Origin of the sequence: Nonomuraea sp. NPDC001636 (assembly GCF_040298265.1) — a bacterium.
Classification (GTDB): domain Bacteria; phylum Actinomycetota; class Actinomycetes; order Streptosporangiales; family Streptosporangiaceae; genus Nonomuraea.
Map to the genome: position 1 here is coordinate 219410 of NZ_JBEOZT010000014.1, position 23841 is coordinate 243250.

Here is a 23841-nt window from a genome sequence, read left to right on the forward strand (position 1 = left end):
AAGGGCCGAGTAAGGAGCCGAGTAACGTCGCTATTCACGGAATTCGGCGGGTTCGCGAGGGATTTCAGGCTCGCGAGAGGTTTTGGGCCCGCGCGGGACTTCAGGCTCGCGAGAGGTTCTGGGCCCGCGCGGGGCTTCAGGCTCGCGAGAGGTTCTGGGGTCGCGGGGGGCTTCGGGTTCGGCGCCGTTCCGGCTTCCGCCGTTGAGCAGCGCCCTGGCCAGGCCGATCCCGGTGCCGCCGAGCGTGAGCGCCTTGGCCAGCAGCTCCTCCACGCCCTGGGCGCCGTTCAGCACCACCATGTGGTCCACGTTCCCGAACGCCTTCGCGCCCGCCTCGACGACCTCCGGCCAGCGCTCGGCGAGCTGCTGGGCGATGACCGCCTCCTGGTTCTCCTTCAGCGCCTCGGCCCGCGCCCTGATCGCCTCGGCCTCGGCCAGGCCCAGCGCCCTGGCCGCCTGCGCCTCGGCCAGCCCGCGCGCCTGGGCGGCCTGGGCCTCCGCCTCACCCGCGATCTTGGTGGCCGCGCCGGCCGCCTCGCCGCGCAGCCGTACGGACTCGGCCTCGGCGGCGGCGGCCAGCTTGACCTGGCTCGCCTGGGCCCCGGCGCGCAGCTCGGTCTCCTGGGCCTCGGCCTGGGCCTGGGCGATCCGGGCGTCCCGGTCGGCCTGCGCGAGCGTGACGGTCTCGTACGCCTTGGCGTCGGCGGGCTTGCGCACCTGCGACTGGAGCCGCTGCTCGGCGAGCTGGGCCTCCAGCTCGGCCGCCCTGGTCTCCTGAACGACGACCTCCTGCCGGGCGGTGGCCTCCGACAGCGGCCCCGCCTGCCGGGTCGTGGCCTGCGCCCGGTCGATCTCGGCCTGGTAGGCGGCCCGCTTGAGCTGCGCGTCGCGCTGGGCGGCGGCCTTGTTGGCGGCGGCGATCTGCTCGGCCTCGGTGGCCTCCTGGTCGCGCTGGGCCTGGGCGATGCGGGCGACGGCGGCGACCCTGGCGGCGTGCGGCTTGCCGAGGTTGGCGATGTAGCCGGTCTCGTCGTCGATCTCCTGGATCTGCAGCGAGTCGACGATCAGCCCGAGCTTGCTCATCTCGTCGGCCGCCGAGGCCCTGGTCTCGCTGGTCAGGCGCTCGCGGTTGAGTATCAGGTCCTCGATGGTGAGGTTGCCGATGATCGAGCGCAGGTGCCCGGTGAACAGCTCGTGGATCGCGCTGGTCATGAAGTCCTGCTGGTCGAGGAAGCGGCGGGCGGCGTTGGCGATCGAGGCCAGGTCGTCGCCGACCTTGTAGATGACCACGCCGCGGATGTGCACGGGGATGCCCTGCTGGGTGACGCAGGAGACCTGGAGATTGGCCGCCCTGGTGTCCAGGCGCAGCCGCCGGGCGGCCTGGAAGCCGGGCAGCACGGCCGTGCCCTTACCTGTGATGATCTTGAAGCCCAGGCTGTCGACGCCCTCGCCCCGGCGGCGCGCCCCCAGACCGGAGATGATCAGCGCCTCGTTGGGCTCGGCGACCCGCCAGACGGCCTTGAACAGCAGAATCACGATGACGACCGCGACGACCGCGGCTCCGGCGACGATGAAGACCTCGGGGGACATCCGGCCCTTCCCTAGACGAGTGCTCTGGCCACGTAAACCGTCCGCGGGGGGAAGTAGTCCACCACGACCACGATGGTTGCCAGGCCGAACTCCTCGTCGGGCACGCTGGGGTGGGCGTAGAAGGCCTCCACCCCGCCCCTGACCGGGATCATGACCTCGCCGACGAGCCCTGGGCCGATCTTTCCGGTGACCCTGCCCTGCTTGCCGACCACCGCGCTCCCCCCGCTCGCTTCCGTTCCGGACGCTACTCCAAACGGGCATTCGCGGTAATAGGCCACGCAAAATGTTTCTCGAACCGCTGCGCGCCCCTGTGAGGCATTTGGCCGAAGTGCTGATGATCGCCCTCATGAGCAGGAATCCTCGCGACCTCGGGATGGATGTGCCCATTTCCCGCCGTGACTTGTTCGACGGGATTGCGGTGAGCGCTCTGGGCTGCACGGCGGCGAAGGCCGCTGTCAATGCCGCGGAACCGGCCGGCGGGCTGCGCGGGGACACCGCGCAGGCGGTCGCCGTGCCGCACGCGCTGCGCGACGGCCGCTTCTGGCGGCACGCGGGCCCGCCCGAGCCCACCGGCGAGAGCTACGACCTCGTGGTGGTGGGCGGCGGTCGCAGCGGTCTCAGCGCGGCGGCGGAGTGGCTGCGCCGGGAGCCGAGGGCCCGCGTGCTCGTGCTGGACAACCGCGACCCCGGCGAGCACGGCGGCCCGGCGGGGTTCGGCGCGGGCCCGGCCGTGCACGTGATGTGCGACAGGGAGAGCTTCGGCGCCGACACGCTGGTCCCGGCCGGCCGGCCGGCGGAGCTGCCGCTCGCCGCGCGGGCCGTCGACGACCTGCGCATGCTGCGCGACGACCCGCCTGACTGGTTCCCCGGGCTGTCGCAGGAGGACAAGCAGGAGCGCCTGGCCGGGCTGACCTACTCCCGGTTCCTGCTGGAGGTCTGCGGCGCGCATCCCGACGCGGAACGGTTCTGCCGGACGCTGCCGTGCGCCGAACGCGCCTACGACGGCCGGGCGCTCGGGGCGGTGGACGCCTGGGCCGCCGGCTACCCGGGGTTCGGCGGCCTGGGGCTCGACAAGCCCTCGCGGTACGCCTCGGCGGCCGGGCCCGCGACGACAGGGCCGCCCGGGGCCGCGCGGGCGGTGCTGCGGCCGTCCAGCCCGGTGGTCTCGGTCCGGCACGGGGACGCGTCCGTGGTGGTCGCGTACTTCGACGGGCATCGGGTCAGGACCGTCGGCGCGGAGTCGGTGATCATGGCCTGCTGGAGCGCGGATGTGCCGCGCCTGGTGCCCGACCTGCCCGAGCAGCAGCGGCGGGCGTTGGGCCAGGCGGCCCGGCTGCCGGTCCTGGAGGCCACCGTCCGGCTGCGCGGGGGCCGGGCGCGGATCGGGCGCACCCGCTGGACGGGCGCGTTCTGGTGCCTGAGCGAGCCCGCGCCCGAGGGGCTGCGCCTGCTGGCCACGCCGTGCCGGTCGGAGCTCGGGCCCGTGGCGGGGGCGGCGGCGGGCCGGCGGGAGATGATGGCGACGCCGTACGACCGGCTGGCGGACGGCGTGCGCGACCAGGTGGCCCGGCTGCTGGGCCCCCGGGCCGGCGTCGAGGCGGTCACCGTCCACCGCTGGGGGCACGGGCTGCCGGTGGCGTACTGCCGGCCCTGGCACCCCTTCTACCCCGACGGCCCCTTCCCCGCCGACGTCGCCCGCAGGAGGTTCGGCCGCATCGCCATCGCCGGGTCGGACACCGAACCGGCGGCCGGCGGCGACGCGGCCGTGGTGGCCGCGCACCGGGCCGTGCGCGAGCTCACCGCATGAGGCCCTGGCTGCGGGTCTTCCTCGGCGGGCTGGTCCTGTGGCTGGCCACGGTCGCCGTCACGGCCTGGACGGCGAACTCCAACCTGGTGCCGACCGTCGTGCTGTTCGGCAGCTTCCTGATCCCGGTGACGTTCGTGGTGTGGGCGCACGGGCGCGACCGCTCGCCGGTGGTCACGGTGGAGCTGCAGTTCCGGGCGTTCGTGGTCGGCGGCGTGCTCGGGGTGCTCGGCGCGTCGCTGCTGGAGAGCTGGCTGATCCGGCCCTCGTTCCTCATGTACGCGCTGGTCGGCCTGATCGAGGAGGGCGTGAAGCTGGCCGCGCTGATGTACGTCACCCGGCACGCGGTCCGGCGCTCGTCCAGGGACGGCGTGGTGCTCGGCGCGACGGTCGGCTTCGGCTTCGCCGCCTTCGAGAGCTCCGGCTACGCCTTCAACGCCCTGTTCACCGCCGACGGCCTGTCGCTGGCGCAGCTCGTCGAGACCGAGATCCTGCGGGGCCTCCTGGCACCGGTGGGCCACGGCCTGTGGACCGCGATACTCGGCGGCGTGCTGTTCGCCGCCCACGGACGCCTCACCGGGCACGTCGTGTGGTGCTACCTCGGCGTCTCGCTGCTGCACGCGCTGTGGGACTCGATGAGCGCCATCGCCATCGCCATCACTCTGGTGCTGACCGGGCGGCCGTGGCAGTTCGAGCTGCTGCGGATCGGCCGGGTGCCGAACGTGACCGAAGGGCAGGTGCACCTGTACACGCTGGTGAACTGGGCCGGGCTCATCGTGATCTCGCTGGTCGCGCTGGGGTGGCTCTGGCGGGTGCTGCGCGCGGCCAGCCGGGAGACCGAGATCATGCCCCAATAATCACGGTAATCATCCTGTTCCTCCCACTGCGCCGGAACCATAAACGATGCTAGTCTCCTGTGCGATCTTCCGGAGGTGTATTTACACAAGGTGTGGAAATGCCCCCGACTCGAGGTTGGGACATGGGCTCGCGAAACCGGTCAATTCGGTTCAAGATCTTTTTATTGCTGCTGCTACCCCTCCTGTCTCTCAGCGCGCTGTGGGGTTTCGTCCTCAACCTGACCATGGGCGACGCACAGTCACTCCTCCGGGCCGACACGCTCTACGAAACACTCGGCGTCACCTCCACCGACCTGGGCGTTCAGCTCCAGTCCGAACGGGTGCGCTCCGCCGAGGCGCTCACCACCCGTGAACTCACCGAGGTCCTGGGCGCGCAGCGGGCCCGTACGGACAAGGCGGCGGCCGACTTCGAGCACGCCGTCACCGAGGCGGGCGACGCGGTCGACGACGACCTGCGGATGCCGCTCGACGCCCTGACCGCCCACCTCGACCGGCTCGGCTCCATCCGCGCCGACATCGACGGCGGCATCAGCTCCCGCCTGGCCGGCGTGGACGCCTACAACCAGGTGCTCGACGCCGTCTTCGCGCTCTACGACCACCTGATCTCCGTCTCCGACCTGACCGTCTTCCAGCAGGCCACCTCCCTGCACGCCATGGGCAGCGCCCGGGAGTACATCGCCAGGGAGCACGCCCTCATCGTCGGCGCGCTGGTGGACAAGCGGCTGACCGAGCCCGAGCGGGCCGCCTTCACCGAGTACGCGGCCTCCAGGAAGTTCCTGCACGCCCGCGGGCTGGCCGGGCTCGACGTGCCGCTGCGCAGGCCGTTCGAGCAGGTGTTCGCGTCCCAGCCGTTCCTGACCTTCTCCGCGCTGGAGTCCAGGGTCGTCAAGACCGGGGCGCCGCCCGCCGACGCCGAGGCGTGGAAGAGCGCGGTGGACCGGCTCACCACCGAACTGGACCGCGACAGCGCCGCCGCGGCCGAGGCGCTGGCCGGCCGGACCTCGCGGGCCGCGACCGGCACGGTCGTCGAGATCGCCGTCGCGGGCGGCCTCGGGTTGATAGCCGTGCTCGCGTCGATCATCATCTCTGTACGCTTCGGTCGCCGCCTGGCGGGCGAGCTGTACGGGCTGCGCACCGCCGCGATCGAGCTGGCGGAGGTGCGCCTGCCCGACGTCGTGGACAGGCTGCGCAAGGGCGAGGACGTTGACGTGCGGAAGGAGGCCAGGGCCATCAGGGTGAGCGGATCGGCGGAGATCACCGACGTGGGCCGGGCCTTCGCGTCCGTGCAGCGCACGGCGGTGACGGCGGCCGTCGGGCAGGCCGCGCTGCGCCGCGGGGTCGGACAGGTCTTCCTCAACCTCGCCAGGCGCAAGCAGGGCCTGCTGCACCGGCAGCTCGGGCTGCTCGACGGCATGCAGCGCCGCACGCACGACCCCGACCGGCTGGAGGAGCTCTTCCGCCTCGACCACCTGACCACCCGCATGCGGCGGCACGCCGAGAGCCTGATGATCCTGTCGGGCGCGCCCCCGGCGCGGGCCTGGCGCAGGCCGGTGCCGGTGATCGACATCGTCCGGGCCGCGGTCGCCGAGGTCGAGGACTACACGAGGGTCAACGTCGAGGCCATGCCGGTCAGCGCGTTCGACGGCGGCTCCGCGGCCGACCTCACGCACCTCGTGGCCGAACTGGTCGAGAACGCCACCATCTATTCACCGCCGGACACCGTGGTCCAGATCCGCGGCGACGTGGTCAGCAACGGCTACGCCATCGAGATCGAGGACAAGGGGCTCGGCCTGTCGGCCGTCGAGTACGCCGCGATCAACAAGCTGCTGTCCGCGCCGCCCGAGTTCGACCTGGCCGACAGCGACCGGCTGGGCCTGTTCGTGGTGGCCAGGCTGGCCGAACGCCACGGCGTCAAGGTCCAGCTCCGCCGCTCGCCCTACGGCGGCACCGCGGCCATCGTGCTCGTGCCGCGCTCGCTGGTCGCCGACCAGGCCGCGCTGACCACCGGCGACGACGACGGCCGGCCGGCGCCGGCGGAGCTGCCGAGCCGGACGAAGAAGGCCCTCGCGGTGGTCACCTCGGGCACCCACGCCGGACTGCCCAGGCGCGTGCGCCAGGCGAACCTGGCGCCGCAGCTCAAGGAAGAACCGCCGGAGCCGGAGCCGCAGGCCGAACGCTCTCCCGACGAGGTACGCGATCTGTTCTCCGCGTTCCAGCGGGGAACCCAACGTGCCCGAGAAGAAGCCTCCGAGGAGGAGCCCATGAGCAAGGGGGACGCATGACTGCGCAAACCACCAACACCGGTGAGCTGAACTGGCTGCTCGACGACCTGGCAGGCAGGGTCGCCGCCGTCCGCCAGGCGGTCATCCTTTCCACCGACGGCCTGGCCGTCGGGTACTCCAAGGGATTGACCCGCGAGGACGCCGAGCACCTGTCGGCCGTGGCCGCGGGCTTCCAGAGCCTGGCCCGCGGCACCGGGCGCCATTTCGGCGGCGGCGACGTGCGCCAGACCATCGTGGAGATGGAGAGCGCGTTCCTGTTCGTCACCGCGGCCGGCCAGGGCACCTGCCTGGCCGTGATCGCCGAGGCGAACGTCGACGTCGGGCACATCGCGTACGAGATGGCGATGCTGGTCAAGCGGGTGGGCCAGCACATCACCACCAACCCGCGCGCGGGAACGGCATGACCGACGCCCCCCGCTGGTACGACGAGGAGGCCGGGCCCGTCGTCCGGCCCTTCGCCCTCATCCGAGGCCGGACGCGCTCGTCGGGAGACGCCTTCGACCTCGTCGCGTCCGTGCGCGCGCTCGCCGACCAGGCGGACGACCTCGGGCCGGAACAGCAGCTCATCCTGCGGGCGGCGCGGAGCCCGATCTCGGTGGCCGACCTGGCCGTCGAGCTCGACCTGCCCGTAGGCGTCGTCCGGGTGCTGCTCGGCGACATGCGTGACCACGGCCTCATCTCGGTGACGTCGCCCTCGGCAACGGGGTCGCGTTCGAATGAGCGCATTCTCAAGGAAGTGATCAATGGACTCCGTGCTCTCTGAGGACCCCGTCGCGCTGAAGATCCTCATCGCGGGCGGGTTCGGCGTCGGCAAGACCACCCTGGTCGGGTCGATCAGCGAGATCAAGCCGCTGCGCACGGAAGAGGTGCTCTCCGACCGCGGGATCGGGGTCGACGACCTCGACGGCGTGGAGGCCAAGACGACCACCACCGTGGCGATGGACTTCGGCCGCATCACGATCCGCGACGGACTGGTCGTCTACCTGTTCGGCACCCCCGGCCAGGAACGGTTCTGGTTCATGTGGGACGAGCTGTCCTACGGCGCGCTGGGCGCGGTCGTGATCGCCGACACGCGGCGGCTGACCGACTGCTTCCCGTCGGTGGACTACTTCGAGCAGCGCGGCACGCCGTTCGTGGTGGCCGTCAACTGTTTCGACGGCGCGTCCCAGCACAGCGTGGACGACGTGCGCATCGCGCTCGACCTCGACGACGACGTCCCCGTGATGCTGTGCGACGTGCGGCGCAGGGCCTCGGCCAAGGAAGTGATGATCACCCTGGTCGAGCACTCCCTGCGGACGCTCACCGCCGCCAACTAGGACGCGCGGCCCGCCGCGAACCCGGGCGGGCGCGGCCCGCCGCCGGGCTAGAGCGCGCGCAGCCCGTTGATCACCTCGCGGAGCAGGCTCTCCGTCGGGTTGGCGGTCTTGTCGCGCGGCGGGCGCACGTCGATCAGGTCGTACTCCAGCAGGTCGCCGAGCAGCACCCGGATCACGCCCACGGGCAGCCCGAGCTCCGAGGCGACCTCGGCGACGGGCCTGGAGTGGCCGGACAGGCAGCTCATCAGCCGCCGGTGCTGGCCGCTCAGCTCGGCCTTGGCCGGCGTGGGCCGTCCCGTCGAGACGACGGTCGCCAGCAGATCGAGGGCCGGGGACGAGGGCCTGGTGCGCCCCCGCGCCACGGCGTACGGCCGGACGACGGGCCCGGCCTCCTCGTCAACCCACTCGTGCTCGCCGCTCACGCTCGGGAACCCCCATCCTGGTCGCTTTCCTGCCGCCCCCGCTGCCATCCGGACTGGAGTGAGGAGAGCAGCGCCCTGGTCTCCTCAGGAGAACGCTCGTCGGCCACGGGCGCCACGGGCGCCGGTGGCGTCGGCGCGGCCAGGGGCGCCTGCCTGAGCCGCTGCCGCTGCGGCAGGCCCGTCTGCCGGTCGCGGCGGGGCAGGTCCTGCCCCTCGCCCGGCGCGGGCCCCGCACGCTTGCTCGTGCGCACCCGGCGCGGCAGCTCGCCCGGCCCGGTCGCCTCCCCCGCGTCGACCGGCCGCTCGGACCGGAGGACGGAGACGGACACGGGCTCGAACTCCATCGGCCGCACCGGCGTCGCCATGGGCTCGACCAGCGATCCCGGCACGAGCACGATGGCGGTCGTGCCGCCGTACGGGGACAGCTTCAGCGTCACCTTGATGCCGTGCCGGGCGGCCAGCATGCCGACCACCGCGAACCCCAGCCGCTCGGTCTGCGCGGGGTCGAACTCGGGCGGGCTGGCCAGCCGGTCGTTGATGGACCTGCGGGTCTCCTCGTCCATGCCGAGGCCGCGGTCCTCGATCTCGACCGCGAAGCCCCTGCCGACCATCTCGCCGCGCACCGAGACCTCGTTGGCGGGCGCCGAGAACGACGTCGCGTTCTCGATCAGCTCGGCGAACAGGTGCATGAGGTCGGCCACGGCCGAGCCGGACACGCCGCACTCGGGCATCGGGTAGACCCGGACCCGGGTGTACTCCTCGACCTGGGCGGCGGCGCCGCTCAGCACGTCCTCGACCGGGATGACGCCGCGCCACCTGCGGCCCGCCGTGCCGCCCGAGAGCAGCACCAGGCCCTCGGCGTGGCGGCGCATGCGGGTGGTCAGGTGGTCGAGCCGGAACAGGCGCTCCAGGGCCTCGGGGTCCTCGGTCTGGTGCTGCATCTCGTCCAGCATCCTGAGCTGACGCTGGAGCAGCGACTGGCTGCGCCTGGCCAGGTTGCGCAGCGCCTCGGACACGCCCTCGCGCAGCCTGGCCTGCTCGACGGCGGCGTCCACGGCGGTGCTCTGCACGCTGTCGAAGGCGGCGGCGAGGTCGGCGACCTCGCTGGTGGCGTTGTCGCCGACCTTGATGGGCGGCGCCTCGGCCTCGATGTCCACCCGCTCGCCGGTACGCAGCTTCGTCACCACGTCGGGCAGCCTGACCTCGGCCAGGTCCAGCGCCGTACGGCGGAGGGTGGCCAGCTCCCTGGTGATCCTGCGGCCCACCCGGACGGAGATGAAGATCGAGAAGGCCACCGCGATGAGCCCCAGCGCGCCCGCGATCGCGGCCCTGACCACGATGACCACGCCGGCCGGCTGCATCCGGCCCAGCAGCTTGTCCCCGGTGTCCCAGACGGCCTCGCTGTACTCCTTGAGCACTTGGTCGGCGATGCCCCGCCAGAGGTCCATGTCGGCCGGCTGGCCGGCGACGAAGCTCCGCAGGAGGCTCTCCATGGTGATGTACCTGGAGGAGTAGAACAGCTTCTCGAACGGCGCCCGCAGCTCGGTGTCGAGGTTGGCCAGCGCCTTCGGGAACAGGAACGTGCGGGTGCCGTCGATGCCGGCCAGCAGGTGCACGTCGTGCATCGAGGGACGGCCGTTGGAGGCGACGACCAGGGCGTTCTCGCGGCTGAGCAGCTCGCGCACCTCGTCGGCCGCGATCAGGCCGTGGGCCTGGAGGGACAGTTGGAGGTCGGTGCTGACGGTCAGCCTGGAGTACAGCAGGTGGACCTCGTCGGAGACCTTGGCGTACTCGGTGACCAGGTTGCCGGGGGTGATCCTGCGCTCGTCGACCTTGCGCCTGACCTCCGGCAGCCGGTCGACGGTGTCCAGGACGACCTGGAACTGCTTCTTCATGTCGTCGGTCATCGCCGACTGGGCGTCCTCCGACAGGGCCTGCTCGCGCAGGGTCTTCCTGGCGGCGTCCACCTTGGCGCGGGCCTTGGTCAGGGCGCCCTGCTCGGTCGCCGTACCGGCGAGGCGTTCGGCGGAGGCCAGGCGTTCGACCTGGAGGCTGGAGATCACGCCGTCGGCGTTGTTGATCACTCCCGACCAGATGGCGTCGACCTTGAAGAGGTTCAGCGCCTCACCCGTGGTCGTGCTCGCGGCGAAGCCCCAGAGCGCGATCAGGGAGATCAAGGGGATGACGAGCAGCGTCGAGATCTTGAATCGGATGGATCTGCCCGATGCCATGACACCTGCTCCCGCATAGAAGATCGCGGAGAGAATAGCACCGAAACAGAGGAGATTAAGATCGACTAGCGATAAATCTGTGATATGTCGGGAAATTTGCGTCTACTGGGTGCTTCGGGGCGCGGGCCGGCGACCACGTCAGCCACAGCGCCCACGCCGCCAGCAGGCCGAGCAACGACACCTCGGCGCCCAGCAGCAGCCGCTCGACCAGGCCGATCATGACCCGCTCCCCCGGCAGGGCCACGTACGTGATCGCCAGCAGCCCGAACCCGCCCGCCAGCGCCACCCACTCCACGGCCCGCGCGACGGGCTTCCAGTGAACGTCCGCGGTCAGCCTGGGCACCAGCAGCGCCCCGGCGGCCGGCAGGCTCACGAACGCCGCGATCGACACGTACCGGTGGATCTGGGCCGCGAGATCGAGATCGAGACCGAGCGGGACGGTCGGGATGACCGCCACCACGACCAGCGCCGCCGCCCACACCATGAGCAGCTTCTCCGGCAGCCCCCGGACCGGCGCCCCGATCCTGCGCAGCGCGGTCAGCAGCGCGAGCGACCCGAGCCCGAGCACCGCCATCGCGACCTCCGTGACGCCCCCGCGGTCGGTCACGGCGTACTCGCTGATGGTCACGTTCATGGGGTCGAGATAGGGGTCGGGCCCGAAGTGGCCGACCAGGATCGCGACCACCGAGAACACGATCGACGCACAGGCGATCAGAGGGTAGAGCCTCGTCGGGGTCATGAGGGCCCTCAGGTTCACGCTCCAGGGCGCTCTCGCGACTCTCACTCTGCTGTTCGGCACTGCGGTCATGTGCCCAACTCTCGCGCCCACAGGCGTGCCGCCACATCCGGTGGCACCCCCGACCCGTCCCTGAGTCGACCCCTGAGTCCCCCTCCCCGGCCCCCGGGGTGGACGTCCCTCAGTCGGAGGCGACGAAGAGGGAGAACACTCGGTCGGGACGGCCGACGGGCGTCCAGGAATCATCGAATCCATCGTATTGAAATACGCTCATGTCCCGAGCCACTCGGAAAACGGTGTCGTCCGTGACCGCGCAGGACGCGCTGTGCTCCCCGATGCGCTGCCAGTTTCCGGCCGCGTCCTGGAATTGATAAACGCCACTGAAGTCGGCGGCGGTGGCGAACAGCCCGAAACCTCCGGCGAAGATTCGGAGGACACCGCGGGGAGGGGCGCCGAGATTGTCCCAGGCGGTTCCGGAGCCGGTGTATCTGAACACCGTGTTGCCTAGAGGGTCCGTCCGGTAGACCGCATCCGCGATCGCATATGCGCCGCCCTTGGGGCCGATGCGTTCCCAGTCGTTCGGGTTGCCGCTGTAGAGGAAGGTGTCACCCTGGAAGTCGGGCATCTGAGCTACGACGCTGAACCCCGCCACCTGCAGGAAGCCGGAGTCGCCGACCTTGCTCCACAGCGGCGTGTCGCCGTCGAAGCCGTCGAACTGGAGTATCCGGCTGCCGTCCCGAGGCGTCTTGAAGAGGGTGTCGTCGGAGACGGCGTAGGTCCCGCCGACCTCGCCGACGGAGAACCAGTCGAAAGGGGTGCCGCTGTAGCCGAATGCGGTGCCCGTCTCGTCGCCGGTGCCCTCGACGAGGGTTCCCCAGCCGCCGCCGAAAGGCCCATTGACAGTGACCGGTCCTCTGATCTTGGTCCAGGAAGTGCCGGAGCCGTCGTACCGGAACACGCCGTTGACATTGTCGTCGGCGTCAATGGTCACCGCATTGAGAGTGAGGGCCACGGATCTCTCCGTTTCTCGCAGGAAGGACACCCGTGGTTGCAGGTATCACGCTGATCGCAGCATCGCTTCGCACGTCCGCGACCAGCAACTCCGACACGCATCGGATTTCTAATGACTTGTCCACCGCGAGGCTTTTTTCGCCCAATAACAAGAGCCCTCAGTCGAGCACGTGGGACGTGGCCCTGGCGTAGCGGGCGCGGATCTCCGGGACGGCCGGGGCGTCGTAGGTCTCGGTGTCCTCGGTCCGCCAGTCGGGGGTCGTGAGGAGGGCGGCGGCCTGGCGGGCGGCGCCGTCGGCGACGTACTCGCCGGGCGGCGGCACCGCGATCGGCACGCCGAAGACGGTCGGCGCGACGCGGCGGACGGCCTCCGAGCGGGCCGCGCCGCCGATCAGGAGCACCCGCTCCGGACGGGTGCCGAGCGCGTCGAGGGCGTCGGCGAGGCCGCACAGCATGCCCTCGACGGCCGCGCGGGCCAGGTGGGCCGGGGTCGAGGTGGCCAGCGTGAGCCCGAGGACCGAGCCGGTCGCGGTGGGCCGGTTGGGGGTGCGCTCGCCCTCCAGGTACGGCACCAGCGTCAGCCCCCCGGCCCCCGCCGGAGCCCGGAGCGCGAGGTCGCTCAGCTCGTCGAGGCCGACCCCGGCCAGCCCGGCGGCGGCGTCGAGGACCCGGGCGGCGTTCAGCGTGCACACCAGCGGCAGGAAACGCCCGGTGGCGTCGGCGAACCCGGCGACCGCGCCGGTGGGGTCGGCGCTGGGCGTCTCCGCGACCGCGAACACCGTCCCGGACGTGCCGAGCGAGACCACCACGTCACCCGGCCCGGCCCCGACGCCGAGTGCGGCCGCCATGTTGTCGCCGGTGCCCGGCGCGAGCAGCGGCCCGGCCGACGCCGGGTCGCCCGCGCGGTCGGCGGGCCCCAGCACCCGGGGCAGCAGCGGGACGGCGCCGAAGGCGGCCTTGAGCAGGTCGGTGCGGTAGGCGCCGGTCGCCGGGGACCAGTAGCCGGTGCCCGAGGCGTCGCCCCGGTCGGTGGTGAGCAGGTCGAGCGGCGGCGGGGGCGTGTCGTGCCAGGCCGCGAGGTCGAAGCCCGAACCGGAGCCGCCCCGAGCACCGGAGCCGCCGCCCGGACCGGAGCCGCCGCCCAGGACGGAGCCGCCGCCCAGGGCGAGCGCGCCCGCCAGCCGCCAGGTCAGCCAGTCGTGCGGCAGGCAGACCGCCGCCGTGCGGCGGGCGTTGTCCGGCTCGTGCTCGGCCAGCCACCGCAGCTTGGCCACGGTGAACGCGGCGACGGGCACCGAGCCGACCGCGTCGGCCCAGGCCCCCGGCCCGCCCCGCTCCGCCACCAGGTCGGCGGCGGCCCGGGCGGAGCGGGTGTCGTTCCAGAGCAGGGCGTCGCGCACGACCTCGCCCGCCTCGTCGAGGCAGACCATGCCATGCTGCTGCCCGGCCACGCTGACCGCGGCGACGTCGGCGAGGCCGCCGGCCTCCTCGACGGCCCGCAGCAGCGCGGTCCACCAGTGGGAGGGGTGGACCTCGGTGCCGGCCGGATGGGCGGCGCGGCCCTGCCTGACCAGCGCGCCCGTCTCGGCCTCGCGAATGACGACCTTGCAGCTCTGCGTGGAGGAATCAACCCCAGCGACCAGCGTCACCCGAACTCCTTATGCGTGCTCCCGCGCGAGATGGTTGAGATGGTATCCCCGCTCGGGAGCGACGTTCAGGGGCAATTCGGGTGATTCACAGCCCCGAGGGGTCGCGGCCGACGCTGATCTCCTCCGCGATCTTGCGGATCTCCGTCACCTCGAGACCTGGGGCCTTGGGCAGATGGCGCAGCAACGCCTCCATGACGACGGGCACGGGCTGGCCCGCCATCAGCCCGGCGATGCCGTGGACCGTCCGGAACAGTGCCTCTTCGGTGTCGTGCATCGGCAATCCCCTCGTTCGGCTACCGGGAGAGGCTACGGCCTGGCCATGACAGTTCGCTCGCTACCGCTCCAGCGTGTCCCGCACGGCCGAGCAGATCGCGCCGAGTTCGCGGACCTGCTCGCGGGTGAGGACGTCGAACAGGCTCCGACGCACCTCCTCCACGTGGCCCGGGGCGGTGGCGGCCAGCGTGGCGAACCCCTCGTCCGTCAGGACGGCGATGTTGCCCCTGCCGTCGGCCGGGCAGCGCTCACGGCGCACCCAGCCGCGCTCCTCCAGGCGGGCGACGGCGTGCGACAGGCGGCTCTGGGAGCTCTGGGCCCTGGCGGCCAGCTCGCTCATGCGCATCGACCGGCCCGGCGCCTCCGACAGCGCCACCAGGATCATGTAGTAGGTGTGCGGCATGCCCGCCTCGCGCTGGAGCTGCCGGTCCAGCGCCTCGTTGATGAGCTGACCGGCGGCCAGGAAGTCACGCCAGGTCTGCTGCTCGTCCGGATCCAGCCATCGGGTCACTCTCTCATTTTAGTTGAACTCTCATGTACTCTGACCGGGGAGAAACAGGTGAAAGGGGACGACCATGCCGGTCCACAGGCTCAATCACGCGGTCCTCTACGTCCGTGACGTGGAGCGCAGCGTGGCCTTCTACCGGGAGGCGCTCGGATTCGAGGTGGTCATGGGCATGCGCGGCGCCGCGTTCCTCCAGGCCCCCGGCTCCAGCAACGACCACGACCTCGGGCTGTTCGAGATCGGTGCGGGCGCCGGCCCCTCGCCCGCCGGACGCACCGCCGTCGGGCTCTACCACCTGGCGTGGGAGGTCGACACGCTCGACGAGCTGGAGCGCATCGCGGTCACCCTGAGCGAGCTCGGCTCCCTCGTCGGCGCCTCCGACCACGGGACGACCAAGGCGCTGTACGCCAAGGACCCCGACGGGCTGGAGTTCGAGGTCTCCTGGCTCGTGCCCGCCGCACTGATCACGGAGGAGACCCTGGCCGCCCGGTCCGCCATCCGCCCGCTCGACCTGGCCGCCGACAAGGAGCGGTACGGCGCGCAGACCCGGGGCGGGGTAGGGGTGTCGATCCCGGCCTGAAGGTACCGTGGCAGGTATCCGACCGATTTGTTCCGGAGAGGGTCATGCCAAACGATCCGGATCACGTCCTCGACGCCATCGACGGCGTCGTGGACGAATGGGAGACGCTGAGCGCGGACGCCATGCGCTGGGCGCCTCCCGAGCACAAGTCGCCCGACCTGCTGGACGAGGCGACGGAGATCCTCAGACCGCTGGCCGAGGCGCTCTCCGAGGTTCTGCGGCCGCTCGGCGACTCCATCAACCGCGCGCTCGAACGACTCACCGACGACGACTGACCGAGCCGCTCGGCACGCCGCGCCTCGTCAGTCGGTTCGGCGGCGGCGGGTGCGGCGGGGGTAGGCCTTGGCCGTCTCGGCCAGCCGGGCCGAGTGCTCGGCCTGACGGCGCCAGTGGCCGTACGCGTCGCCGCGCTGGGCCAGCCGGTCGAGCTCCCGCATGGTCGCGAGCGGGATGAACGCGGGCTCGGCGTCCCGCCAGGGCGTGCCGGGCAGCGGCATGAACGTGTGCGTGTGGATGCGGGCGCCCAGCTCGGCCAGGTCGCCGGCCAGCACGAGCGACTGGTGCTGGTCCTCCTCCGACTCCCCCGGCATGCCGAAGATGAAGTCGACGTTCGGTCTGAAGCCGTGCTCGACGGCGATCCGGACGGCGTCGCGCACGGGCGAGGTGCCGTGCCCCCGGCCCGAGGCGGCCAGCACCCGGTCGGACCCCGACTGGGCGCCGATGATCAGGTTGTCGTTGGCGACGTACCGCTTGAGCAGCCGCATGGCCTCGGGCGTGACGTGCTCGGGCCGCACCTCCGAGGGGAAGCTGCCGAAGAACACCCGGCCGTGCGGCGGCAGCTCCTCCTTGACCCCCGCCAGCAGCTCCTCCACCGCGCCGAGATCGGGGTCGGGGCCCGGCGAGCCGTAGGAGAGCGAGGTCGGCGTGATGAACCGCACGTCCCGCAGCCCCTGCTCGACCATGCCCTTGACGTGCTCGCGCACGCTCGCCACCGACCGGTGGCGGAACTGCCCGCCGAACATGAACGGCGTCTGGCAGAACCGGCAGGTGTACCGGCAGCCCCGGGTGATCTCGATCGGCCCCTTACGTCCCAGGAAGGACGGGAACGCGTCGAGCGGGAGCTGCGGGGCCGGGCGCGTCCTGAGCGCGACGCCGTCGGCGTCCTTGACCGCGAGGCCCGGCACGGTGGTCAGCGGCTCGTCCCGCCGCAGCGCCTCGACGAGGGCGATGATCGTGGACTCGCCCTCGCCGATCGCGGCCAGGTCCCAGCCGGCGTCGAGGACCTGCTGCGGCTCGGCGGTGGCGTGCACGCCACCGGCGATGTGCAGGCCCCGGCCCTCGCTGAGCGACCTGACGGCGGCCAGCTCGGCGGCCATGGCCTCGGCGTCGGGTGAGTAGAACGACCAGAGCACGAGCACCCGGTCGGCCCGGCTCGCCGCGATGTGGGCCGCCGTCTCCTCCGGGGTGACGCCCAGCAGCTGCCGGTGCCGCACGCCCGAGGTCTCCAGGGCGGCGAGCACCGCGTGCACGCCGTACGTCACGGCCTTGCGGTAACGGACCACCACATCCACTGCCAGCGCCACGACCGGCAGCGTAGCTCAGGCGGAGGCCAGCCGCATGGGACGCAGCGCGCCGGTGAGCTTGGCCAGCTCGGCGAGCATGGCGTCGGCGGCGGCGATCATGACGTCGTTGGGCGCCACCGTGCCGTCCTCGGCGATGAACTGCTGGTAGAAGGGGATGTTGACGGCCTCGACCACGGGGATCATCTTCAGCGTGCTGACGACCTGGCGCAGGCCGTTCACCGCCCGGGTGCCGCCGGAGATCCCGCCGTAGCTGACGAACCCCGCCGCCTTGTGCTGCCACTCGTGGTGCAGGTAGTCCAGGGCGTTCTTCAGCACGGCCGTGAAGCTGTGGTTGTACTCGGGGGTCACGAACACGAAGGCGTCGCCCCGGTCGACGGTGGCGCTCCACTCCTTGGTGTGGGCGTTCACGTACTGCTTGAGCTTGGGGTGGTTCGGCTCGTCGAGGAACGGCAGGCCCACCTCGGCGAGGTCGACCAGCTCGACGTCGAACTGGCCGGCGGCGACGGCCCGGCTCCTGAACCACTCGGCGACCTCGCGCCCGGCGCGGCCGGGACGGGTGCTGGCGACGATGATCTGCAGGACTGGCTTGTCCATGGGGTTCCTCCTCAGGTAGTTGATACCTCAACATTATTGAGTAACTAAACATTTCTTAGCAAATGTTAGGATCGCCCCCGTGAGCCCCCATTCCGTCTGCGTCCGGTTCCACGTCGCCCTCGAACTGATCGGCGCCCGGTGGTCGGGAGCCCTGATCCACATGATCTTCAAGGGCGCCCATCGTTACGCCGATCTCAAGGCGGCCATCCCGGGCATCAACGACACGATGCTGGCCCGCCGGCTGCGCGAGCTGGAGACGGCCGGGCTCGTCGAGCGGCGGGTGCTGGCCACGTCGCCGGTGCGGGTCGAATACCACCTGACGGAGATGGGCCAGGAGCTGCGCCCGGTGCTCGACGAGCTGGTCACCTGGGCGCACAAGTGGATCCCGCGGCCCGAGGAGCCGGCCAGATCCGCCTAGCGCGTACGGGCGAGCGCGGGGAGGCGGGCCGGGGCTAGACTCCGGGCATGCACTGGCGACATTGATGAACCACCAGCGGCCGACGCGGCAGGAGCGCGCGCGGGCCTCCGAGGTGCCGAGCACCAGACGGAGTCCCTGTCCGCCCCTTCCGAGAGGGCCGCATGTTCGTCCCCAAGCTTTACCTCTACACGTTCCTCGGCGAGTTCGTCCTGCTCTACCCGGTGTACACGCTGTTGTTCACCGATTCCGGGCTCTCGGTGGCCGAGACGTCCTCGCTGTTCGTCATCTGGTCCGTGACCGGCATGGTGCTGGAGATCCCCTCCGGCGCCTGGGCCGACGCGGTGTCCCGCAGACTGTTGTTGTTCCTGGGCCCGCTGCTGGCCGGCGCCGGCTTCGCGCTGTGGGTGCTGTTCCCGTCCTACTGGGCCTTCGCGCTGGGCTTCGTGTTGTGGGGGGCCGAGGGCGCGCTCGTCTCGGGCGCCTTCGAGGCGCTCGCGTACGAGGAGCTCGAACGCCGGGGCCTCCAGGGCCGGTACGCCGCCGTCATGGGCCGGGCCCATTCGATCGGCATCGCCGCCGCCGCGTCGGCGATCGCCCTCGCCACGCCCGTCTTCGCGGTCGGCGGATATCCGGCGGTGGGGGTGGCCAGCGTGGCGGCCTGCCTGTTGTGCGCCGCCACCGCGCTGACCCTGCCCGAGCGGCGTCCCGGTGCCGTCGAGTCGTCCACTGATTCGGGTGGGCGGTATCTCGCGGTTCTGCGGGCCGGTGTGGCCGAGGCCCGTACCGATCGGAACGTGCTCGAAGCGATCGTCCTGATCTCCGTCGTGACGGCGATCTGGGGCGCTCTGGAGGAGTACGTGCCGTTCCTGGCCGCCGCGACCGGCGCGCCCAGGACGGCCGTCCCGCTGCTCGTCCTGGCCGTCTGGGTCGGGGCGGCGGCGGGCGGCCTGCTGGCGGGGCCCGCCCGCCGCCTGAGCGAGCGGTCGTTCGCGCTGGTCCTCGGGCTGGCCGCGCTGGCCATGGCGGCGGGCGCGCTGGTTCCGCATCCGGCCGGGTTCGTGCTGGTCGCCGGCGCCTTCGGGGCGTTCCAGATGGCCGGCGTGGTGGCCGACACGCGGCTGCAGGAACGCGTCTCGGGCGATCAGCGGGCCACCGTGACGTCGGTGGCCGGGCTCGGCACGAACGTGGTCACCCTGGCCGTCTACACAGCCTACGGCGCGGGATCGCCGTTCCTGTCCCACGGCACGACGTTCGCCCTCCTGGTCCTGCCGTACGTGGTCATCGCCCTGTGGCTGGCCCGGGAGCGGGTCGCGCCGATGTGATCCTCTTCGACGCGAACGGGACGCGCTTGGGCAGCGGCGGCGGCTCCTCCCCCTCCTTCTCCGGAGTCGGCGTCCCGCCCCGGCGCGCCCGCCAGCGGGACGGGAACAGCGAAGCGGTCAGCAGAATGCCGCCGACCACCAACGACCAGGTATTCAGCAATGCCGCGTACGCGTCCAGATAATCGGCGGGAACCAGGTCGAATCCCATTCTCCGGTCGCCTCCCGTGGCGGCCCGCACGACCGTCGCCCCGGCCAGGGCCGTGAAAGCCAGGCCGGGCAGCAGCGAGGCGACCGGGGAAATCCGGGAACCGGCCAGGATTGCGACGAGGACCGCGGTCCCCGCCAGCGCCGCCGTCGCCGTCCAGTCGGGGACGGACGTGGTCGCGCGGGGTCCGTACAGGAGACCGGCCGCGATCAACGGGATCGCGGCGACCCCCACCGCGGCCCCGGCGAAATGACGAACACCATTACCCATAGGGAACACCTCCAGGCCCAATACGATACCGACATACCACCAGTTACAACTTTAGGTCGAAAAATCTCCATTTGCGGCCGGTGGCCGGAAAGCCGGGCATATCGCCTTAATAGGAAATATTTGGTATCTCCTCATTTGTCTGTCAGCCGTTACCGTGACAGAACCCCCCATCGAGGAGCGGCGGCATGTTTCGCTGTGCAGTGGCAGGCGTCACCCTCGTGACCGCCTGCCTGGCCACCCCCGCCCAGGCGGCGTCCGACCCCGTGATCGAGGCGCTCTCCCGCGACCTCGGCCTCTCGGAGCCGGCAGTGGTCACCCGGCTGGCGAACGAGCGGCATGCCGCCGCCCTGGAGGCCGAACTGGCCACCTCGCTGGGCGACTCCTACGGCGGATCGTGGCTGACCGAGGACGCCTCCGCCCTCGTCGTCGCCACCACCGACCCCGATCGGACCGCCGCGATCTCGGCCCGGGGGGCGCGCCCCGTCGTCGTGCGGCACTCGCTGCCGGAGCTGGACGCCGTCGTGCGCCGCCTGGACCAGGCCGCCCGCCGCGTCCGGACGGGCCCCGCCCTCTGGTACGCCGACGTCCGCGCGAACCGGGTCGTCCTCCAGGTCCCCTCCGGATCCTCACCGGCCGCGGCCCTGGTGGCGGCGGCGCGCAGTGCGGCCGTCGTGGTGGCGCCGTCCGACGAGCTGCCCCGCACGTACGCCGACATCATCGGCGGCGACCCCTTCTACGTCGGCTCGACGCGCTGCACGATCGGCTTCGCGGTCACCAAGGGCAGCGTTCCGGGCTTCGTCACCGCGGGACACTGCGGGCACACCGGCGACCTGGTCAAGTCACCGGCCGGCACCTTCCAGGGCTCGTCCTTCCCGGGCAACGACTACGCGTGGGTCGCCACCCCCGGGTACACCGCGCAGCCGTACGTCCGCGGTCCCGGCGGGACGCTGGTGACCGTACGCGGCTCCGTCCAGGCGACGGTGGGGGCGTCCGTCTGCCGCGGGGGCCCGACCAGCGGCTGGCACTGCGGCACCGTCCAGCAGCACAACGCCACCGTCACCTACGCCCAGGGCACCGTGTACGGCCTGACCCGCACCAACGTGTGCGCCGAACCCGGCGACTCCGGCGGACCGTTCATCTCAGGCGGCCAGGCCCAGGGCGTGACCGTGGGCGGCTCCGGCAACTGCGGCACGGGCGGCACGACGTACTTCCAGCCCGTCAACGAGATCCTCAGCGCGTACGGCCTGACCCTCCGCACCGCCTGACCCGCCCTCTTCCAGGGCCACCCGGCGCCTTCGCGAAAATCCGTTCGCGCGCCACCGATGAGTTCCCGCGCCCGGCCGAGTCTGCCCTCCCGAAAGCGGATCCCCTCCGCCGCACCGACCACCGGAAGGCACCGATGACGCGCCCCAACCTGAACAGCCTGCTCCTGGCGAGCACCGACCCGGCCCGACTACGCGCCTGGTACGCCACCGTGCTAGACCCCGAGTCCGACACCGACGTCACCCATTACGGCGTGCTGACGTTCGGCGACTTCCACCTGATCATCGACACCCGCGCCGACGTGGCGGACAAGAATCCAGAGCCCGGACGGGTGATACTCAACTTCGACGTCCCCGACGCGCGCGCGATCGTCGCCCGGATGGAGGAGGCGGGCGTGTCCTGGCTGGCCGAGCTCGAAGACCGCGAGGGCAGCCTGTTCGCCACGGCGATCGACCCCGACGGCAACTACGTCCAGATCATCCAGCTCAGCGAGGAACACCGGAAGGCGATGTGACGATGTTCGGCAAGACGAAGGCGTTCAGCGGATTCTCCGTCAACGATCTGGCCGCCGCGAAGGCGTTCTACGGCGACACCCTGGGGCTGGCGGTGTCGGAGTCGAACGGCCTGCTCACCCTGCACATCGCCGGCGGCACCGACATCCTGGTCTACCCCAAACCCGACCACGTCCCCGCAACGTTCACCATCCTCAACTTCCCGGTCGAGGACATCGAGCAGGCCGTCGACGCCCTGGCGGCCCGCGGCGTGCACTTCCAGCGCTACGAACAGCTGAAGACCGACGAGAAGGGCATCTTCCGCGGCGGCGGCCCCCTGATCGCCTGGTTCACCGACCCGGCAGGAAACGTCCTCTCGGTCCTCCAGGACTGACGCCCGCAAGCCGGGCCGCGGTTCGGCGCCGCAGGAACACCTTCCCCGCCCTGCGGCGCCCGCCCCACCCCGGACCGTCCCATCCCGCGGTCACGGCAAAACTCACGTTTCCGCAGGTAGACCGCCTCCCCCATGTCCCACCCTGTCCCACGGACGATGCGCACGACCTCGCCTCCGTGTTCGGATGAGCCCCGCCAGCACGCACCACGTACTGACCGAAGGCACGAAGCGCCGGCGAGTTCCCCGCGAATCCGATCAGAAAAGGCAGTGACAGGACATGAGCCACCACGTCAGCATCACGGACATCGAGCAGCAGCCCAGGACGCGCAGAATGAGGTTCACCCTCAACGGCGCACTCTGGTCGCTCCAGGCGCTCTGGGGCTTCTTCTTCGCCGGCAGCGGCTTCGGCAAGGTGCTGCTGTACGACGACGCCCTGTTCGCGACAGCACCCCGGGCGGTGGCCTGGTACGCGGCGGTGCCGCAGTCCCTGATCGTCTTCATCGGGATCGTCGAGGTGCTCGGCGGCATCGGCCTGATCCTGCCGGCGATGACCAAGGTCAAGCCGATGCTGACGCCGCTCGCCGCCGCCGGCCTGACGCTGACGATGATCCTCGCGGCCGGTTTCCACATCCTGCGCGGCGAGTACGAACTGGTTCCCGCCAACCTCCTCCTGGGCGGCGTCGCGGCCTTCCTCACGGCCGGACGATGGAAGCAGCGCCCCATCGCCTCTGCGCCCCTCACCACCCGGCGCGTACTCGGCGCCCTCGCCGTCCTGGCCGCCCTGACCCTGCTGACGTTCGCCCCGACCTGGTACACGATGACCAACGTCCAGTTCTGATCACCGCGCCGATACGTCAGCGCCCTGGGCGCGAATCACCACACTGCACCGCCGACGCCCGGGCCGTGCCCAACACTTCCTTACCTCGCCACCGCCACCTTGGACGTGATCAGAAGACCCGCACTGCCACTTCGAGAGCAGACTAATCGCCTTGCCTCTCCGCGCTGGGCTCAGCGAGCCTTCCTGCCAACAGCACGAGCCGTATCCCCGACTGCGTCGGCCTCCGTGGGATGGCCCCGCTGCTCGACTCATGGAGATGGCTGCTCAAGGAGTCTTGGTCGGCAGCGACAGCATGGCTCCGAGGGCCACTAGGGCTCCTGACATCCATAACGACGCCAGCCCCTTCCGGGCTGAAACGGTGGGCATGCCGCAGGCCCCCATCTCCGGCAACCGGACACCCGCCCGTCCGACGCCGGAGGGATCGTCGATCGCCGCGCCGTCCACCGATGCCCTCGTGCCCGAGGGGTCCACCATGACACGCACGGGTGTTGCTCGGGCACTCCGATTTGGAGCCGTCACCGCGACGATGAAGTAACGCAGCCGTGTGCGTACCTATCAACCGCCCATCCACCAGGCAATCCGGCGTGGTTCGAAGGACCTGCACCCGGCTCCGGGAAAGCTGTGCATCGGCTGGCCTCCGCCGACAGCTCAACTGCACGGCGGCCCACGATCTGGACTTATATCGGCTCGTGATGGCTTCGTGGTTTGAGCGACACCTCGGGTACATCGAATTTAGGAGGGATCTCGAGCGTCTTTGGCGATTTTAGGCGTTGTTGCTGGAACTTCTCCAGCAGAGCTGGATAGGTGCGATCAGGAGGCAACTAAGTGGCTGGAGTATGCCCCAAATGCGGGATGAGCGTTCCGTCGACCCCTGGCAAGCCAACGAGCCAGCATCTGAAGCCTGGCACTCGCGAGAAGTGTTCCGGAGTCGGAAAACCCGCCGCCCCACAGTAGGAAGTTTCCGGTCAGCTCGCCCCGTAGATGTGCCCGCCACGATCGAGGCCATCGAGCCGCTCGGCCTCCGCTGGTCGTACGTCAATCTTGCCACTGGCGAGATCAAGGCGTGGTTGCAGATCCAGCACGCCGAGCGGCAACACGGCTGCGCCGATCCAGGGCCTTCCCCCTTGAACGTGGACACCTCGGAGACTGGATCTTGAGGTCCAGGGGAAGAGATGTCCCTGATGGTGATGAAGAACTACCCGCCCGA

27 protein-coding genes are annotated in these 23841 nt (G+C 71.1%); 14 read left to right on the forward strand and 13 right to left on the reverse strand.

From position 1 onward, the window contains the following. Positions 1-30: 30 nt before the first annotated feature. Positions 31-1590, reverse strand: coding sequence for an SPFH domain-containing protein (locus ABT158_RS26065; protein WP_352357583.1), 1560 nt, complete (start codon positions 1588-1590; stop codon positions 31-33). An 11-nt stretch (positions 1591-1601) separates the two neighbouring features. Beyond that, positions 1602-1802 (reverse strand): NfeD C-terminal domain-containing protein, encoded by a 201-nt coding sequence (locus ABT158_RS26070; protein ID WP_352357585.1) that lies wholly within the window; start codon positions 1800-1802, stop codon positions 1602-1604. 206 nt (positions 1803-2008) lie between these two features. Between ABT158_RS26070 and ABT158_RS26075 the strand changes: the two genes are divergently transcribed. The 6 genes from ABT158_RS26075 to ABT158_RS26100 all read left to right on the forward strand — a co-directional run bounded on the left by ABT158_RS26075 (position 2009) and on the right by ABT158_RS26100 (position 7849). Continuing rightward, positions 2009-3397 carry a hypothetical protein gene (locus ABT158_RS26075; protein ID WP_352357587.1) on the forward strand — a complete coding sequence of 463 codons (1389 nt, stop codon included), beginning with the start codon at positions 2009-2011 and terminating at the stop codon, positions 3395-3397. After that, entirely contained in the window at positions 3394-4251 is an 858-nt protein-coding gene (locus ABT158_RS26080; RefSeq protein WP_352357589.1) for a PrsW family intramembrane metalloprotease, read from the forward strand. The genes ABT158_RS26075 and ABT158_RS26080 overlap by 4 nt, the downstream gene beginning before the upstream one ends. Before the next feature lie 164 nt (positions 4252-4415). Further along, the gene (locus tag ABT158_RS26085; protein WP_352357591.1) at positions 4416-6533 is read left to right on the forward strand and encodes a sensor histidine kinase; all 2118 of its coding nucleotides are present in this window, start codon (positions 4416-4418) and stop codon (positions 6531-6533) included. Continuing rightward, the gene (locus ABT158_RS26090; protein ID WP_352318060.1) at positions 6530-6937 is read left to right on the forward strand and encodes a roadblock/LC7 domain-containing protein; all 408 of its coding nucleotides are present in this window, start codon (positions 6530-6532) and stop codon (positions 6935-6937) included. The genes ABT158_RS26085 and ABT158_RS26090 overlap by 4 nt, the downstream gene beginning before the upstream one ends. Continuing rightward, complete coding sequence (locus ABT158_RS26095) at positions 6934-7296, forward strand: DUF742 domain-containing protein (protein WP_352357593.1); 363 nt, start codon at positions 6934-6936, stop codon at positions 7294-7296. The genes ABT158_RS26090 and ABT158_RS26095 overlap by 4 nt, the downstream gene beginning before the upstream one ends. Next, positions 7277-7849: a GTP-binding protein gene (locus ABT158_RS26100; RefSeq protein WP_352318064.1), complete on the forward strand. Its 573-nt coding sequence runs from the start codon at positions 7277-7279 to the stop codon at positions 7847-7849. The genes ABT158_RS26095 and ABT158_RS26100 overlap by 20 nt, the downstream gene beginning before the upstream one ends. A 47-nt stretch (positions 7850-7896) precedes the next feature. On the opposite strand, the gene ABT158_RS26105 is transcribed toward ABT158_RS26100, so the two are convergent. The 7 genes from ABT158_RS26105 to ABT158_RS26135 all read right to left on the reverse strand — a co-directional run bounded on the left by ABT158_RS26105 (position 7897) and on the right by ABT158_RS26135 (position 14682). Continuing rightward, positions 7897-8271 carry a DUF742 domain-containing protein gene (locus ABT158_RS26105; RefSeq protein WP_352357595.1) on the reverse strand — a complete coding sequence of 125 codons (375 nt, stop codon included), beginning with the start codon at positions 8269-8271 and terminating at the stop codon, positions 7897-7899. Beyond that, the gene (locus ABT158_RS26110; RefSeq protein ID WP_352357597.1) at positions 8268-10502 is read right to left on the reverse strand and encodes a sensor histidine kinase; all 2235 of its coding nucleotides are present in this window, start codon (positions 10500-10502) and stop codon (positions 8268-8270) included. The genes ABT158_RS26105 and ABT158_RS26110 overlap by 4 nt, the downstream gene beginning before the upstream one ends. Before the next feature lie 55 nt (positions 10503-10557). Beyond that, positions 10558-11241 carry a DUF998 domain-containing protein gene (locus tag ABT158_RS26115; RefSeq protein WP_352357599.1) on the reverse strand — a complete coding sequence of 228 codons (684 nt, stop codon included), beginning with the start codon at positions 11239-11241 and terminating at the stop codon, positions 10558-10560. 178 nt (positions 11242-11419) lie between these two features. Further along, entirely contained in the window at positions 11420-12250 is an 831-nt protein-coding gene (locus tag ABT158_RS26120; protein ID WP_352357601.1) for a hypothetical protein, read from the reverse strand. A 157-nt stretch (positions 12251-12407) separates the two neighbouring features. Continuing rightward, complete coding sequence (locus ABT158_RS26125) at positions 12408-13898, reverse strand: xylulokinase (RefSeq protein ID WP_352357603.1); 1491 nt, start codon at positions 13896-13898, stop codon at positions 12408-12410. Positions 13899-13983: 85 nt separating this feature from the next. Continuing rightward, positions 13984-14172, reverse strand: a complete 189-nt coding sequence (locus ABT158_RS26130; RefSeq protein WP_352318071.1) for a hypothetical protein — start codon at positions 14170-14172, stop codon at positions 13984-13986. A 60-nt stretch (positions 14173-14232) separates the two neighbouring features. Further along, positions 14233-14682 carry a MarR family winged helix-turn-helix transcriptional regulator gene (locus ABT158_RS26135; protein WP_352357606.1) on the reverse strand — a complete coding sequence of 150 codons (450 nt, stop codon included), beginning with the start codon at positions 14680-14682 and terminating at the stop codon, positions 14233-14235. 64 nt (positions 14683-14746) lie between these two features. Between ABT158_RS26135 and ABT158_RS26140 the strand changes: the two genes are divergently transcribed. Next, positions 14747-15256 carry a VOC family protein gene (locus ABT158_RS26140; RefSeq protein WP_352357608.1) on the forward strand — a complete coding sequence of 170 codons (510 nt, stop codon included), beginning with the start codon at positions 14747-14749 and terminating at the stop codon, positions 15254-15256. Positions 15257-15300: 44 nt separating this feature from the next. Then, positions 15301-15531, forward strand: coding sequence for a hypothetical protein (locus ABT158_RS26145; RefSeq protein WP_352318077.1), 231 nt, complete (start codon positions 15301-15303; stop codon positions 15529-15531). 27 nt (positions 15532-15558) lie between these two features. On the opposite strand, the gene ABT158_RS26150 is transcribed toward ABT158_RS26145, so the two are convergent. Both ABT158_RS26150 and ABT158_RS26155 read right to left on the reverse strand, forming a co-directional pair. Further along, a complete protein-coding gene (locus tag ABT158_RS26150) occupies positions 15559-16839 on the reverse strand; it encodes a TIGR04013 family B12-binding domain/radical SAM domain-containing protein (protein ID WP_352357610.1) in 1281 nt (426 codons plus the stop codon). 15 nt (positions 16840-16854) lie between these two features. After that, the gene (locus ABT158_RS26155; protein ID WP_352357612.1) at positions 16855-17433 is read right to left on the reverse strand and encodes an NADPH-dependent FMN reductase; all 579 of its coding nucleotides are present in this window, start codon (positions 17431-17433) and stop codon (positions 16855-16857) included. A 79-nt stretch (positions 17434-17512) separates the two neighbouring features. On the opposite strand from ABT158_RS26155, the gene ABT158_RS26160 reads away from it, so the two are divergent. Next, positions 17513-17851, forward strand: coding sequence for a winged helix-turn-helix transcriptional regulator (locus tag ABT158_RS26160; protein WP_352357614.1), 339 nt, complete (start codon positions 17513-17515; stop codon positions 17849-17851). Between the two features lie 161 nt (positions 17852-18012). Further along, positions 18013-19173, forward strand: coding sequence for an MFS transporter (locus ABT158_RS26165; RefSeq protein ID WP_352357616.1), 1161 nt, complete (start codon positions 18013-18015; stop codon positions 19171-19173). On the opposite strand, the gene ABT158_RS26170 is transcribed toward ABT158_RS26165, so the two are convergent. Next, positions 19130-19648, reverse strand: a complete 519-nt coding sequence (locus tag ABT158_RS26170; RefSeq protein ID WP_352357618.1) for a hypothetical protein — start codon at positions 19646-19648, stop codon at positions 19130-19132. The two genes, ABT158_RS26165 and ABT158_RS26170, sit on opposite strands and share 44 nt — an antisense overlap. Positions 19649-19833: 185 nt before the next feature. On the opposite strand from ABT158_RS26170, the gene ABT158_RS26175 reads away from it, so the two are divergent. The 4 genes from ABT158_RS26175 (at position 19834) to ABT158_RS26190 (ending at position 22634) form a co-directional block, all read left to right on the forward strand. Then, positions 19834-20913: a S1 family peptidase gene (locus ABT158_RS26175; RefSeq protein ID WP_352357620.1), complete on the forward strand. Its 1080-nt coding sequence runs from the start codon at positions 19834-19836 to the stop codon at positions 20911-20913. A 134-nt stretch (positions 20914-21047) separates the two neighbouring features. Further along, positions 21048-21425: a VOC family protein gene (locus tag ABT158_RS26180; RefSeq protein WP_352357622.1), complete on the forward strand. Its 378-nt coding sequence runs from the start codon at positions 21048-21050 to the stop codon at positions 21423-21425. Between the two features lie 2 nt (positions 21426-21427). Continuing rightward, positions 21428-21796, forward strand: a complete 369-nt coding sequence (locus ABT158_RS26185; protein WP_352357624.1) for a VOC family protein — start codon at positions 21428-21430, stop codon at positions 21794-21796. A 277-nt stretch (positions 21797-22073) separates the two neighbouring features. After that, on the forward strand, positions 22074-22634 hold the full coding sequence (locus ABT158_RS26190; protein WP_352357626.1) for a DoxX family protein: 561 nt from the start codon (positions 22074-22076) through the stop codon (positions 22632-22634). 965 nt (positions 22635-23599) lie between these two features. Here ABT158_RS26190 and ABT158_RS26195 read toward each other — a convergent pair. Next, the coding region (locus ABT158_RS26195) for a hypothetical protein (RefSeq protein WP_352357628.1) at positions 23600-23841 on the reverse strand (242 nt) is incomplete at its 5' end.